The following is a 13,619-nucleotide window of genomic DNA, read 5'->3' on the forward strand; positions in this document are numbered from 1 at the left end:
GTGCCAAACGTCATACTGATCAGAAGGAACCAGAAGGTGTCCTCTTCAAGAAAGACAGCTGGGTCATTTTGAGCTGAGACGGATGGCGCAGTTTTTTTAATGGCTAAAACTAACAAATCGTGAAAAATAGAAAAAAACACTCTGACAAGAACCTTTTTGTCAGAGTGTTTTTGATTTGAGTATGTGTTGGTTCATTCAGAGATTATGCTTCCTCTTTTTCGTTGGTTGTTGGCAGATGATTGTCAAGGTCTGTCCGTACGACCAATACGTCACAAGAGGCATGACGGATTACATACTCAGAGACTGAACCAATAAAAATTCGTTCGACGGCATTGAGACCAGTAGCGCCGATCATGATTAAATCGATTTGATTATCTTCTGGTAATTGTTTCGCAATGATTGGTTTTGGCGAACCGTATTCGATGACAGTCTTTACTGCAGTTACTTGGTTCTTACGGGCATAGTCTTCATAATCTTTCAATGTTTGCTTAGCCATTTCAGTCGCTTGCTCAGCCAACATGCCATCAAAGGAAGAAACAGTTTGAAAGGCACGGGTATCGATTACATGGGCTAGTACCAGTTCAGAATTGTTCCGTTGGGCCACATTGACCGCTTTTTTAAAAGCTAATTCTGACTCACTTGAGCCATCGACTGCAACCATGATTCGTTGATATTGTTGTAACATATGAAACACTCCTCTCAGATAACTTCATCTTTATTGTAAAACTTTTTGACTAAAAAGAAAAACCTAATTATCTGTTTTTTTCATCTTACGGGCAAACAGCAAACTGAATGAGGCAGAAGTAATCATTAACACTGCTAAATAAACGAGGGCAATCAACTTTTTGTCTAAAAAAGCCACGATGATTGCAAGAATACCTAAAATACCATGAAGATAGCCATAAATGGTCAAAAAAGTTTGATTTTTAGTATTTTCAGGAATAAGGGAAAAGAAAATGGCATGTTTTGTTAACAGTAAGTAGCAGACGCCAAACAACAAAACAGCAGCAATCAAAAATAATAGAAAAATCATCCGTGAAATCCGTCCTTCTCTTATAAGATAGTTTTAGTATAGCGAAGTGCTAAAGGAATAGCAAAAAGCACAAAAAAGCCACCTGTCTAAAACAGATGGCACATTCAATAAAGAATGGGTAATATCCGTAGATGCCGTTCTTTTTCCCGTAGTATTGATCCCGCAAATTCTAGCAGGTGGGTTCCACGGTCTAAGCATCGAACTACCAAATGAAAAGGCATGTTACCAGCTTTGACACAAGACGGATCCCAATATATCAATAAAAATGTTCGGTCAACACACAGATGGGACAACTCGTACATCACAGAATTCCCACCTTCATAGTAGCATAGGACAACAAAAGTAGCAATAAAGAAGATTGAAAACGGTGACAAAAACCTTTCTCGCTTCCATGAAGCGGCTGCTGAGGGTTAGGTCTGTTTTTTTCGTTGCTGCAATTGTTGATATCTTTGACCTAGAGCTTGCTCGTATTTTCCGGTAGCCTTTGGCTGATAATAGTGAGCTTGCTTGATTTTATCGGGTAAGTATTGCTGATCGACCCACGCATCATCAAAGTTGTGCGGGTATTGATAACCGACGCCTCGGTTCAAGGCTTCAGCTCCTTTGTAATGACTGTCTCTTAGATGATCAGGGACATCCCCGGCATTGCCTGCACGAATATCTGCGATGGCAGCGTCTAGTGCCATATAAGCCGAGTTGGACTTAGGGGATAGACAAAGGTCGACCACAGTATCTGCTAAAGGGATCCTCGCCTCAGGTAAGCCTAATCGTTCCGCTGCTAAGACAGCATTGACTGTTCGAGCAGCTGCCGCTGGATTGGCCAACCCGATATCTTCATAACCGATCACCATCAAACGCCGGCAGATGATTGCCAAGTCTCCTGCTTCTACCAGACGACCCAGATAATGGAGTGCCGCATCAACATCACTGCCGCGGATCGATTTTTGAAAAGCAGAGATGACATCATAATGGGCATCGCCATCTTTGTCATGGGTCAATGCTTTGCGCTGAACACACTCTTCAATAATTGGCAAAGTCAAATGGATTTTCCCATCAGAACTTGGCGGCGTGGAGCGAGCAGCGAGTTCTAATCCATTGAGTGCACTGCGGAGATCCCCATTGGTCGCTCGTGAAAGATGGAGACGAGCTTCTTCTGTCAACTGGATCGATTCTGTTCCCAAGCCACGTTCTTTATCAGCTAAAGCCGCATCAATGGCGGCTAAAATATCTGATTCTTGCAATGGTTTTACTTCAAAAATCTGTGTACGACTACGGATGGCTGGGTTGATAGTGATATAAGGATTTTCAGTTGTGGCCCCGATCATAATGATTTTTCCGCTTTCTAAATGAGGCAGTAAGAAATCTTGCTTTGTTTTATCCAGACGATGGACTTCATCCAAAAGTAAAATGACTGTGCCGCTCATTTTGGCTTCTTCGGCGACGATTTGAAGGTCTTTTTTCGTATCAGTCGCAGCATTCAGCATGCGGAATGCGTAACGTGTCGAACCGGCGATTGCACTAGCGATACTTGTTTTTCCGGTCCCTGGTGGACCATACAGGATCATGGAAGAGAGCATCTTGGCCTCAACCATCCGGCGAATGATCTTTCCGGGTCCAACTAAATGCTGTTGACCTACGACTTCATCAAGGTTGCGGGGACGCATGCGGTACGCAAGTGGTTGCTGCATAATAAGCTCCTTTCTTTTTTCTTTAGTATATCATAAGAACGTATATTCCCATAAAGAAGCGGGTATTTTGCTATTGAAACTAGTCAGTGGCGATAGAAAGGTCAAACAATTGATAAGATGGTCGTAATCAATAGTAAGTTCCTTGAGAATTGTGTAAAATAAAGAAGGTGAAGAAAATGAATGAAATTGAACAATTATTTGCACAACAATCAACAACAGCGATTGCCCGGCAATTATTAGGAATGTATCTGGAACATGAGACGCCCAGTGGGAAATTAGGCGGTTATATCGTCGACTGTGAAGCTTATTTAGGACCAGAAGATCTGGCTGCTCATAGTTTCGGGATGCGTAACACGCCACGAGTTCGAGCAATGTATGAAAAGCCGGGAACGATTTATTTATATACGATGCATACTCATTTGATTTTGAATTTTATCACACAGCCTGAAGGCATTCCCCAAGGGATCATGATCCGCGGCGTGGAGCCCGTCGAAGGAATCGCACAAATGGAGATAAATCGCAGTAAATCCGGTCCTGATCTCTCGAACGGTCCTGGAAAGCTCGTGAAAGCTTTGGGAATTACGCCTGATTATTATGGCCATTCAATTTTTACAAGTCCACTGCATCTTGTCAACGAGAAACGGCGAACACCGAAAGAAATACTCGCTGTTCCCAGAATCGGTATCCCGAATAAAGGGGAGTGGACCCATAAGCCGCTGCGGTTTGTCGTAGCAGGTAACCCATATATTACCAACAGCAGAAAATCTGCTGTCCAGCCAGATCACGGCTGGCAATAGGAAAGAAGGAACGTATAATGGCTAAAGAAACAATGCTGACTTATTTGGACAGACAATTAACAAAAAAAAACCCTGAGTACGATGTTGCCCTTGATTGGGATGCAAGAAACCATACCATCGAACTTGTTTTACGCTTATTTGCAGAGAACCCGAATCATTTGCAGGTAGATGATGCCCAAGGAGTAGCCTCTGAAGAAGAGATCATCGAATTTGAAGACGGTATTTTATTGTTTGATCCCCAAAAGTCTTCCTTTGCAGAAGAGGACTTTTTGGCAGTCATTCCCTACGCAGGCAAAAAAGGAATCCAAAAAGCGTTGCTGGATGCTTTGGTTGATTACATCAAAGAGATTCTGACGGAGGGAGAAAGTGATTTACTAGATTTTCTAAACGATGAGAGTGAAGAAGCGGTCTTCGAACTAGCTTTCGATCAAGATCAGTTGTTAGACCGTATGAATACTTACCAAGAAAGCGATGGGGAATCGTATATTCCTTATCCAAGTTATTAAGGAGCAGATAGATGAAATGGAATGAAGTGAAAGTAGCTACTGCAAGTGAAGCAGTTGAAGCGGTCGCCAACATTTTGATGGAACAAGGGGCCAGTGGTGTAGCAATCGAAGATGTTCTTGACATTGAAAACTTTAAAAGCGATGCCTATGGTGAAGTGTTAGACAAAGAAACCTATACGACGCTGGATGAAGGCGCCCAGGTAACGGCTTATTTCCCCGAGACTATCTTTTTACCTGAAATTTTGCCATTTATTGAGGCGGCGATCGCTCGTTTACCGGAATATGGGTTAGCAATTGGCAAAAATGAGATTACCTCCAATGAAGTAGTAGAGGAAGAGTGGGCGACTGCTTGGAAGAAATATTATCATCCAGTACGGATCACTCGCTATTTGACGATTGTTCCCAGCTGGGAACAATATGAAACGACGGACCCTGCCGAGAAAATCATTACGCTAGATCCAGGAATGGCTTTCGGAACTGGTACCCATCCGACGACGCGCTTGACGTTACAGGCGTTAGAAATGTATTTACGAGGCGAGGAAACGGTCCTGGATGTTGGAACCGGATCAGGGGTTTTAAGTATTGCCAGCCGCCACTTAGGGGCCAATCAAGTATATGCCTATGACCTTGACGAGGTGGCTGTTCGGGCGGCAAAAGAAAATATGGCACTAAACCCAGTTGCCGAAGCAGTGAATGTTGCTGCCAATGACCTTTTAACAGGTATTGAAATCGAAGCAGACATTATTGTAGCGAATATTTTAGCTGATATCATCTTACTGATGATCCCAGATGCTTGGCGGTTGCTGAAGCCTACCGGAACATTAATTGTTTCTGGAATCATCGAAGCGAAAAAACAACTTGTGATCGATGCCATGACAGAGCAAGGATTTGTTGTTGACCAAATCTTGAATCAAAAAGATTGGTATGCGATCGCACTAAAAAAACCAGAGTAGGGAATGTCATATGCAGCGATATTTTTTGAATGAGGATTATGAGGCGAAGCCTGTTTATGTAGTAGAGGGAGAACCGTTTCATCACATGGTACGTGTGATGCGGATGGTTCCGGATGATTGTGTCTACTTGGTCTTTCAAGACCAAGTAGCGATCCTCGCGAAAATCCAGCAGATCGATGAACAAGCGGTTCATTTGATTGAAGTAGAAAAGGAACAGCAAGACAAAGAATTACCGATTCATGTTACGATCGCCAGCGGGTATCCTAAAGGAGATAAATTGGAATTGATCGTCCAAAAAGGGACAGAATTGGGTGCCGCTAAATTTATCGGTTTTCCCGCCCAATCCTCGGTAGTTAAGTGGGACCATAAGAAACTCCAAAAGAAACAGCAGCGGCTGCAAAAAATTGCCCAAGAGGCTGCTGAACAAGCGCAGCGGCAACGAGCACCGATCATCCAACTGGCTGCTTCGGACAAAGAGTTGTGGGATAGTCTTTCAAACTATGACTATGTGATCGTTGCTTATGAGGAATCTGCTAAAAGCGGCGAGAATGCCAAACTGATCGATATTTTGTCCAAAGCAGCGCCCGGCAGCAAAATCTTAGCAATTTTCGGACCCGAAGGTGGGCTGACACCTGCTGAAATCACTCGTGCTGAATCTCAAGGTGCTGTGATCTGTGGGTTAGGGCCACGTATTTTGCGAACCGAAACCGCCCCATTTTATTTTTTGAGTGCTGTCAGCGTACTAACTGAATTAGTAAGGAAGTGATCAAGTGACGCAATTCAAAGACAAGCTTAGTTTTCGATTTTTACAAGCTGGACTGACGGATTGGTTGTTAAAAGATACGTTTACTGAATTTAAGACACTTGGTGTCCAAGAAGTCATCGTGTTGCCTAGTGATTTGCGCAGAGCGAAGCAGTTAACTGAAGGCTCCGAGATCCAAGTCGGCTGTGCAGTTGATTTTCCCTTGGCACAAGGAACAATCGCTAAGAAAGCTTTTGAGATCGGTCATTCCTTTATGGATGGCGCTGATTTTTTAGAAGTCTGGCTACCAGCGGCTTTGCTGGTGGAAAAAGAGCGGACGGCTGATCTGGCGGAGTTAATGGAGACAAGCCGGTCACTGGCTTTGTCTGGTGGTGAGATCCGCTGGGCTGTCAATACTTCACTTATGAATGAGTTGACAAAGATCCAAGTAGCACAGCGTTTGAAAGCATGGGACTGGCCTAGTATTACTCTTGGTCAGCAGTTAACTGTTTCAGATGCGTTGCATGATGTCTCGATTTTTGCTCTAGATGGAGGACCGCAACTGACGATCCAAGTCAACACGGCAGCGTCTGTTACGGATCAGAAATCACTTGCAGAACTTTTACAGGCAGGGGCGGCAAAAATCGGCGTGCCCTTTACAGAGTCAGCGTTACTGTTGAATGAATAAACCGGTATTTTGTCTCGCTTGACCAGAATAGAGAGAATTGAAAAAAACAAGAAAAATTTGTATAATGACACTAATCATAAAAGAAGATGGCCAGGCAGAAGCGCATTGCTTCAAGAGTTCTGCTATTCAGAGAGTTGGGGATAGCAGAATTCTTTAGAAGCGGCTTCTGTCTTGCTTTTTGAAAATAGGAAAAAAGGAGGCGCGTTTCATGGCAAAAGAAGTGATATTATCCGGACCTGGTGTGATCAAGCTCGTGGCCCATTATATGAGTGAAGAACATGTTGCATTTGTACAGAAAGCTTTAGATTATGCGACAGAAGCCCACAAAGATCAGTTTCGCAAGTCCGGCGAGCCTTACATCATCCATCCTATTCAAGTAGCAGGGATTTTAGCGGAACTACAAATGGATCCTCATACAGTCGCCACTGGTTTTTTACATGATGTGGTAGAAGATACGGAAGTGACCCTAGCAGATCTAAAAGAAGTCTTTGGTGCAGATGTAGCGATGCTGGTCGATGGTGTGACAAAATTAGGGAAAATCAAATACAAATCCCATGAAGAACAGCTAGCAGAGAATCATCGCAAAATGCTGATCGCGATGGCTCAAGATTTGCGCGTGATCATGGTCAAATTAGCGGACCGCTTACATAATATGCGTACATTGAAACACCTGCGGGAAGACAAACAACGGCGAATCGCCCAAGAAACGATGGAGATTTATGCACCATTGGCGCATCGTTTAGGGATCAGCCGTATCAAGTGGGAGCTAGAAGATATTTCACTACGTTATTTGAATCCACAACAATATTATCGGATCGTTCACTTGATGCAAACCAAGCGGGAAGAACGGGAAGCTTATGTGTCGGAAACCGTTGAACAGATTCGACTTGCAACTGAAGAACTAGATATTTTTGCTGAGATCTATGGTCGTCCGAAACATATCTACTCCATTTACCGCAAAATGAAAGACCAGAAGAAACAATTCAATGAAATCTATGATCTTTTGGCTATTCGGGTAATCGTTGATTCAATCAAAGATTGTTATGCTGTTTTAGGAACGATCCACACAAAATGGAAACCAATGCCAGGTCGATTTAAAGATTACATTGCGATGCCTAAAGCGAATATGTATCAGTCACTACATACGACAGTGATCGGTCCCAAAGGCAATCCAGTAGAAATCCAGATTCGTACCCATGAGATGCATGAGATTGCTGAATTCGGGGTTGCTGCTCACTGGGCATATAAAGAGGGTAGAACCGAGAAAGTCAAAGCAGACAAAATGACCCAGCAAGTCGGTTGGTTCCGCGAAATTTTGGAACTGCAGGATGAAAGCTACGATGCTTCTGAATTTATGGAAGGTGTCAAAGGGGATATTTTCAGTGACAAAGTATATGTATTCACACCGAAAGGCGATGTCACAGAATTGCCTCAAGGTTCAAGTCCGCTGGATTTTGCCTACAGTATTCATACCGATATCGGGAACAAAACCACTGGTGCAAAAGTGAATGGCAAGATGGTCCAGTTGGATTACAAATTGAAAAATGGCGATATCATTGAAATTTTGACATCACCAAATTCATTCGGACCAAGCCGCGACTGGATCAAGCTTGTAGCTACCAGCAAAGCTAAAAACAAGATCAAACGTTTTTTCAAGGCCCAAGATCGTGACGAAAACATCATCAAAGGGCACGAAGCAGTGGTCAAAACATTGCAAGACATGGGCTTTGTACCAAAAGAATTTTTAACGAAAAGCAAGATGGCAGAAGCCTGCGAACGATTTAATTATCAAACAGAAGATGATTTATTTGCTTCTGTCGGTTTTGGCGAAGTGAGTCCAACTACACTGGCCAATCGTTTGACGGAAGAAGAACGCCGTGAGAAACAGATCGAAAAACAAAAACAACAAGTACAAGACATGATCAATCAGCCAGCGAAGAAAGAACCAGAGAAAATGAAAGTCCGCCATGAAGGCGGGATCGTGATCGAAGGCGTGGACAACTTACTGATCCGAATCTCTCGTTGCTGTAATCCAGTTCCTGGTGATGCCATTGTCGGGTATATCACGAAGGGCCGCGGCATCTCGATCCATCGCAGTGACTGTCCGAATGTCCAAAGCAAAGAGATCGTCAATCGTCTAATCGATGTCGAGTGGGAAGATACTTCTAACAGCGGCAAAGAATACGATGCAGATCTGGAAATCTATGGTTATGATCGTTCCGGATTGTTGAATGATGTCTTGCAAACAGTCAACGCTGTTACTAAACGATTGGTCAGTGTGGAAGCGAAAACCAACAAAGACAAGATGGCCACCATTAGAATCACGGTCTCAATCCAGAACCTAACACATCTTAAGTCAATCGTGGACAAAATCAAACAAATCCCAGAAGTATATAGTGTCAGAAGAACAAAGGGGTGAGACGCGAGACATGCGAGCAGTCATTCAACGTGTAAGTGAAGCCAGTGTTGCAATCGATGGAACTACTGTAGGAGCAATCCAAAAAGGTTTTTTAGTTCTCTTGGGAATCACTCATGAAGATAGCCAAGAAGATGTGGATTACTTGGTTCGAAAAATCAAAAATTTGCGGGTGTTTGAAGATGAAGCGGGAAAAATGAATCAATCGATTGAAGCAATCGAAGGTGCTATTTTGAGTATCTCGCAATTCACATTGTATGGCGAGACCAAAAAAGGAAACCGTCCAAGCTTTATTCAAGCTGCCAGACCTGAAGTGGCTACACCATTGTACGAAGCTTTCAATGCGGGTCTGCACGCTGCAGGTATCGAAGTGGCTACGGGTCGCTTTGGCGCAGACATGCAAGTGTCATTAATCAATGACGGTCCTGTAACGATCCTGATCGATACGAAGGAAAAATAGGCTGCGTTCACAACGACTGCCTATCCAACATGCCAAAAGAACCAAAGCAAATAGTTTAAAGAGGACTGCCAACATGCAAGTTGGTAGTCTTTTTTTAGTGGAAATAAGTCCATCTTGTAGCACTTCTGGTACCAACCCTTTTGTCTTTGGACTATCTTACAAAACTGTAAGATAGTTCTTTCTGATCAGAAATAGTTATTTAAGAGCTGAATCTATTCCTTTTCGTAATGGTAGCAGTTACAAAAAAGTTATTTGTTTTTATCCATCCCTAAAAAACTTTCAATAAATTAGATTGTCCTTAAAGCGCAAATGTGAAATAATAGTTAAAAAATAATGTCACTGGAGGAAATGACAATGAATTTTTGGCAGCGTGCATTAAAAAGTGTTACTCGCAGGAAAGGGAAGTCGTTTATTTTATTTTTAGTCATCTTTATTTTAGGTAACGTGATCGCAGGTGCGGTAGCTGTGCAGCAGTCTACTATGAATGTGGAACGGGAAACGAAAAAGAAAATGGGCAACGTTGCTACAGTCGAGTTTGATTATGAGCAGTTTGAGAAAGACAATTCAGGAAAATCAGATGAGGAAGTTTATTCTGAAGAAAATAGTCCGAAAACGCCAAAAACGGCGGACTATGACAAAGTGGGAGAATTAGATTACGTCAAATATTACGACTATACCATGATGGGTTGGTTAGAGACCAAGAAATTCAAAGCCTATACACCAGAAGATGAATCTTTTGGCATGGCGGGCGGCAATTATTTTAATTTAAAGGGCGGCAATCGACCACAGCCATTAGATATGGAAGAAGGCAACATCAAGCTGATCGATGGAGAAGTGTTTAGTGAAAAAGACTTGTCAGAAACCACTAATTCGATTTTGATTAGTAAAGAAGTCGCTGAAAAAAATAATTTGTCGGTTGGCGATCAATTTGTTTGGGATATGTATAGTGAAGTCCCTCAAGATCCGATGGGTGACAGTGATGATAGTACGGCTACTTCAGATGATGAAGATGCAGAGAGTGAAAGTGCAGAAATCCAAACAAAAGTTGTCACAGCTGATTATCCTGTCAAAGTTGCAGGGATTTTTAGTGTAGTAAAAAAGGAATCGGCCAATAGTAATCCTTCGCAAGAAGAAAAATCCAATCAAATCTGGCAAGCTGTTGAACAGATCAATACGATTTATGCTGCCAATCAGTTGGTGAAAGATTTTAGCAAATTCCAAAACGAAAAATTGTGGGGAGATATGGTAATGGCCGAAGATACGGAGGCCGAACCGGAAGAGTATTATCAAGCGATGTATGTTTTGAACTCTACCGACGATGTTGAAGCATTCAAACAAGAAGCCAATCCATTATTACCGGATTACTATCATGTGGTAGCTTCCACAGATCAATACGATCAGATTGCCGGAGGAATGAATCGTCTGGGAACGATTTCCCGCTATATCGTGATTGTTGCTGCTGTTGCTACGGTCTTTATCATTTCATTAGTCGTTCTATTGTTTTTGCGAGACCGCAAGCAGGAATTAGGGATCTATCTATCTTTAGGAGAAGGCCGTGGGAAAGTGATTGGGCAAATCGTTATTGAAGTGGTGCTGGTCAGCTTAGTCGCTCTAATCTGCTCATTGGTGACGGGAAATCTATTAGGAAGTGCGGTTTCTCAAACATTGATGCAAAGTGACTGGATGACGAATCTGTCCCAAACGGATACCTATTCCATTTCAAGCACAATGATGACAAATACTCTCAGCTATGCGGATGTCCAAAGTGCTTATAAAGTCACTTTTTCTATGGGGTATGTCATCACCTATCTATTATTGGGATTAGGTACAGTCTTGTTGTCTGCAATCTTGCCGTTGTTATATATTCTACGGCTGAATCCAAAGAAAATCATGATGTAGGGGGAAGAAAAAATGGCTTTGTTGGAAACAAAAGAAGTAGATTACTATTATCAAGATGGCGATCAGCGGCGCTATATTTTGAAAGAAACATCGGTGGCGTTTGAAAAAGGCAAGTTTTATGCCATTTTAGGACAGTCAGGGTCAGGAAAAACCACATTTCTCTCTTTGATCAGTGCGTTGGATACACCTAAAAGTGGCGCTGTTTTCTTTAATGGAGAAGATATTCAAAAAATCGGACATGAGAAATATCGCCGAGACGATATCAGTATCATCTTTCAAAGTTACAATTTGATTCCGTACCTGTCTGCGGTAGAAAATGTTCTAGTCCCCATGTCGATCACGGATAATCAATTGCCGGAGAACCAGCGGGAAGTCGCATACAATTTATTGGACTATATTGGGATCACGAAAGAAAAAGCAGATCGTTTAGTCAATCAGTTGTCTGGTGGGGAACAGCAACGGGTGGCAATAGCTCGTGCACTGGCGACGAATGTTGATATTATTTTGGCAGACGAACCAACGGGAAATTTAGATGAAGAAATGGAACAGGAAATCATCGATATTTTTAAAGATTTGGCTCATATGCATAACAAATGTGTGATTGTTGTGACCCATGCGAATGAAATCGCCCAACAAGCAGACGAAGTACTCTATTTGCGTAAAGGTGTGTTGAATAAAGATGAGTGATTTTTTATCAAATTTCAGTCCTGGTAATTACGATGGCAAGAAACAAAGCTCTCCTAAAGAAACTGAGTTTGACGAAAAAACAGAGCGTAAAGCAGAACCAATTCCAGATTCTCAGACATCTGATCAGGGCGCAGGAGAGAGTAAAGCTGCAGCAGCATCGGATCCGAAGGAAATGAAGCGAAGAACACGCAAGGAAACTAGCTCTTCTCAACCGGTCAGTCGGTTTGGAAAAGAAGAGACAGAGTTTGATCCAACTTATCGCAAGCGGCAGCGTAAAAAATACGCGCTGATCGCTGGTGCTGTCATTGTGCTGATTGCCATCAGCAGTGTGGTGTATTATCAATTGACTCATGTGAAGGTTCCTGATTTTGCTAAGAAAGATTTATCCGAAGCCCGAACATGGGGCATGGAAGAAGGCGTGGCGATCAAAGTCGATCAAGTGTATGATTTTGAGGTAGAGACCAATCGAATCGTTAGTCAAAGTGTTGCTGCAGATCAGAAGATCAAAAAAGGCAAGACTTTGACAGTCAAAGCAAGCCTAGGTCCTGACCCAGAAGAAATGATCGAGCTGCCCGACTTTTCGTCACTGACTACCGAAGCGGCAAAAGAATGGATCGAGAAACAAAAGGCAGAAAATATCTCGTTGATCGAACAGTATGACGACAAAGTCGAAGCAGGTGTATTCATCAAACAAGAAGCAGCAAATAAAGAGCAAGATCTCAAAGCTTATAAGCGCAAAGATCGCTTAAGCATCTATTATTCAAAAGGAAAAGAAGTCTTCGAGAAGAACATCGAAGTTACTGATTTTACAGGGAAAAACAAAGGTGAAGCTCAAGAGTGGGCTAAGAAAAATGAATTGAAGTACAAAGAAGAAGCTGTTTTTTCTGATACAGTTGCTCTAGACGTCGTGGTTTCCCAAGAACCAGTCAAAGGCAGCAAATTGGCCAAAAAGGATCAATTTCTTGTCAAAGTTTCTAAAGGGAAAGCATTAGTTGTTCCTGATTTCTCACAGTATACCATCGAGCAGGCAGAGGGGCTAGAATCGAAGATACCGATTCAAGTCAAGACAGTTTATTCTGATCAAATCGGTTATGGCAATTTCATCAGTCAGTCGGAAGAGGCGGGCAAAGAATATAGTGACAGCGATACATTGCCAACAGTGAAAGTGGTTTATTCACTGGGGCAACCGTATTTGAAGGATATCCGGCACCAAGCAACGGAAGGCGATCTGCCAAAAATGTTCTTTGATGAGTACAAATCGAAAGGTGCTTCTGTATATTATGATGTCTACTATGTAGATTCAGCAGAACCAAAAGGAACAGTTGTGGAGATGAGTCGTTATGGTGAATTTATTCCATTGGAAGTATCGATCACCATCGGGATTAGTCGCGGAAATCTGCAAGGCGAGACCGAATCATTACCGGTCAGTCCTGAGACAGAAAATGTAAAGGATCCGCTAGAAACAGTCAACAGTGCCACTACCGAATGAGACATTTAGCAATCGGGCCCGTAACAAAGCTACAGAACCCAAGCAATAAGTGAGTGAACTATCTAAATGAAGTGTGTCTTCTGTTTGTCGACAATGACAGACTGAAACAGAAGGATCTACCTGCATTTAGATAGTTTTTCTTTTTTTTTACTTGGATTTTGAAAAATGGAGAGAGGTTTTTTGTTATCAAGTAATCACAGGTTTTCAAGCATGCATGCTTGAAAACCTTTTATCGATACGGTACAGTTGAATTGATAACCA

General features: G+C 42.5%; 13 protein-coding genes and 1 other RNA gene. 10 read left to right on the top strand and 4 right to left on the bottom strand.

The window, feature by feature from the left end; all coding sequences use genetic code 11:
- Positions 1–202: 202 nt before the first annotated feature.
- From FE005_RS05810 to FE005_RS05825, 4 genes are all read right to left on the bottom strand, one after another.
- On the bottom strand, positions 203–685 hold the full coding sequence (locus tag FE005_RS05810) for a universal stress protein (RefSeq protein ID WP_003128457.1): 483 nt from the start codon (positions 683–685) through the stop codon (positions 203–205).
- Positions 686–748: 63 nt separating this feature from the next.
- A complete protein-coding gene (locus FE005_RS05815) occupies positions 749–1,033 on the bottom strand; it encodes a hypothetical protein (protein ID WP_003128458.1) in 285 nt (94 codons plus the stop codon).
- 118 nt (positions 1,034–1,151) lie between these two features.
- Positions 1,152–1,346: non-coding RNA, 6S RNA (gene ssrS / locus FE005_RS05820), on the bottom strand.
- A 97-nt stretch (positions 1,347–1,443) separates the two neighbouring features.
- The gene (locus tag FE005_RS05825; protein WP_005472852.1) at positions 1,444–2,721 is read right to left on the bottom strand and encodes a replication-associated recombination protein A; all 1,278 of its coding nucleotides are present in this window, start codon (positions 2,719–2,721) and stop codon (positions 1,444–1,446) included.
- A 176-nt stretch (positions 2,722–2,897) separates the two neighbouring features.
- On the opposite strand from FE005_RS05825, the gene FE005_RS05830 reads away from it, so the two are divergent.
- The 10 genes from FE005_RS05830 to FE005_RS05875 all read left to right on the top strand — a co-directional run bounded on the left by FE005_RS05830 (position 2,898) and on the right by FE005_RS05875 (position 13,358).
- Positions 2,898–3,518 (top strand): DNA-3-methyladenine glycosylase, encoded by a 621-nt coding sequence (locus tag FE005_RS05830; RefSeq protein WP_005472850.1) that lies wholly within the window; start codon positions 2,898–2,900, stop codon positions 3,516–3,518.
- Between the two features lie 17 nt (positions 3,519–3,535).
- Positions 3,536–4,024, top strand: a complete 489-nt coding sequence (locus FE005_RS05835; RefSeq protein ID WP_138371450.1) for a DUF3013 family protein — start codon at positions 3,536–3,538, stop codon at positions 4,022–4,024.
- Positions 4,025–4,035: 11 nt separating this feature from the next.
- Positions 4,036–4,977: a 50S ribosomal protein L11 methyltransferase gene (gene prmA / locus FE005_RS05840; RefSeq protein ID WP_138371451.1), complete on the top strand. Its 942-nt coding sequence runs from the start codon at positions 4,036–4,038 to the stop codon at positions 4,975–4,977.
- A gap of 10 nt (positions 4,978–4,987) precedes the next feature.
- On the top strand, positions 4,988–5,743 hold the full coding sequence (locus FE005_RS05845; protein WP_005472847.1) for a 16S rRNA (uracil(1498)-N(3))-methyltransferase: 756 nt from the start codon (positions 4,988–4,990) through the stop codon (positions 5,741–5,743).
- Positions 5,744–5,747: 4 nt separating this feature from the next.
- Positions 5,748–6,407, top strand: a complete 660-nt coding sequence (locus FE005_RS05850; protein WP_003128464.1) for a hypothetical protein — start codon at positions 5,748–5,750, stop codon at positions 6,405–6,407.
- 208 nt (positions 6,408–6,615) lie between these two features.
- Positions 6,616–8,826: a bifunctional (p)ppGpp synthetase/guanosine-3',5'-bis(diphosphate) 3'-pyrophosphohydrolase gene (locus FE005_RS05855; protein WP_003128466.1), complete on the top strand. Its 2,211-nt coding sequence runs from the start codon at positions 6,616–6,618 to the stop codon at positions 8,824–8,826.
- A gap of 10 nt (positions 8,827–8,836) precedes the next feature.
- Positions 8,837–9,283 (top strand): D-aminoacyl-tRNA deacylase, encoded by a 447-nt coding sequence (gene dtd, locus FE005_RS05860; protein WP_003128467.1) that lies wholly within the window; start codon positions 8,837–8,839, stop codon positions 9,281–9,283.
- A gap of 354 nt (positions 9,284–9,637) precedes the next feature.
- Complete coding sequence (locus tag FE005_RS05865; protein ID WP_138371452.1) at positions 9,638–11,182, top strand: ABC transporter permease; 1,545 nt, start codon at positions 9,638–9,640, stop codon at positions 11,180–11,182.
- 12 nt (positions 11,183–11,194) lie between these two features.
- The gene (locus FE005_RS05870; RefSeq protein WP_003128471.1) at positions 11,195–11,869 is read left to right on the top strand and encodes an ABC transporter ATP-binding protein; all 675 of its coding nucleotides are present in this window, start codon (positions 11,195–11,197) and stop codon (positions 11,867–11,869) included.
- Positions 11,862–13,358, top strand: a complete 1,497-nt coding sequence (locus FE005_RS05875; protein ID WP_003128472.1) for a PASTA domain-containing protein — start codon at positions 11,862–11,864, stop codon at positions 13,356–13,358. The genes FE005_RS05870 and FE005_RS05875 overlap by 8 nt, the downstream gene beginning before the upstream one ends.
- The last annotated feature ends 261 nt before the right edge of the window (positions 13,359–13,619 follow it).

Source organism: Enterococcus sp. M190262, from assembly GCF_005843965.1.
Lineage (GTDB): Bacteria > Bacillota > Bacilli > Lactobacillales > Enterococcaceae > Enterococcus_D > Enterococcus_D gallinarum.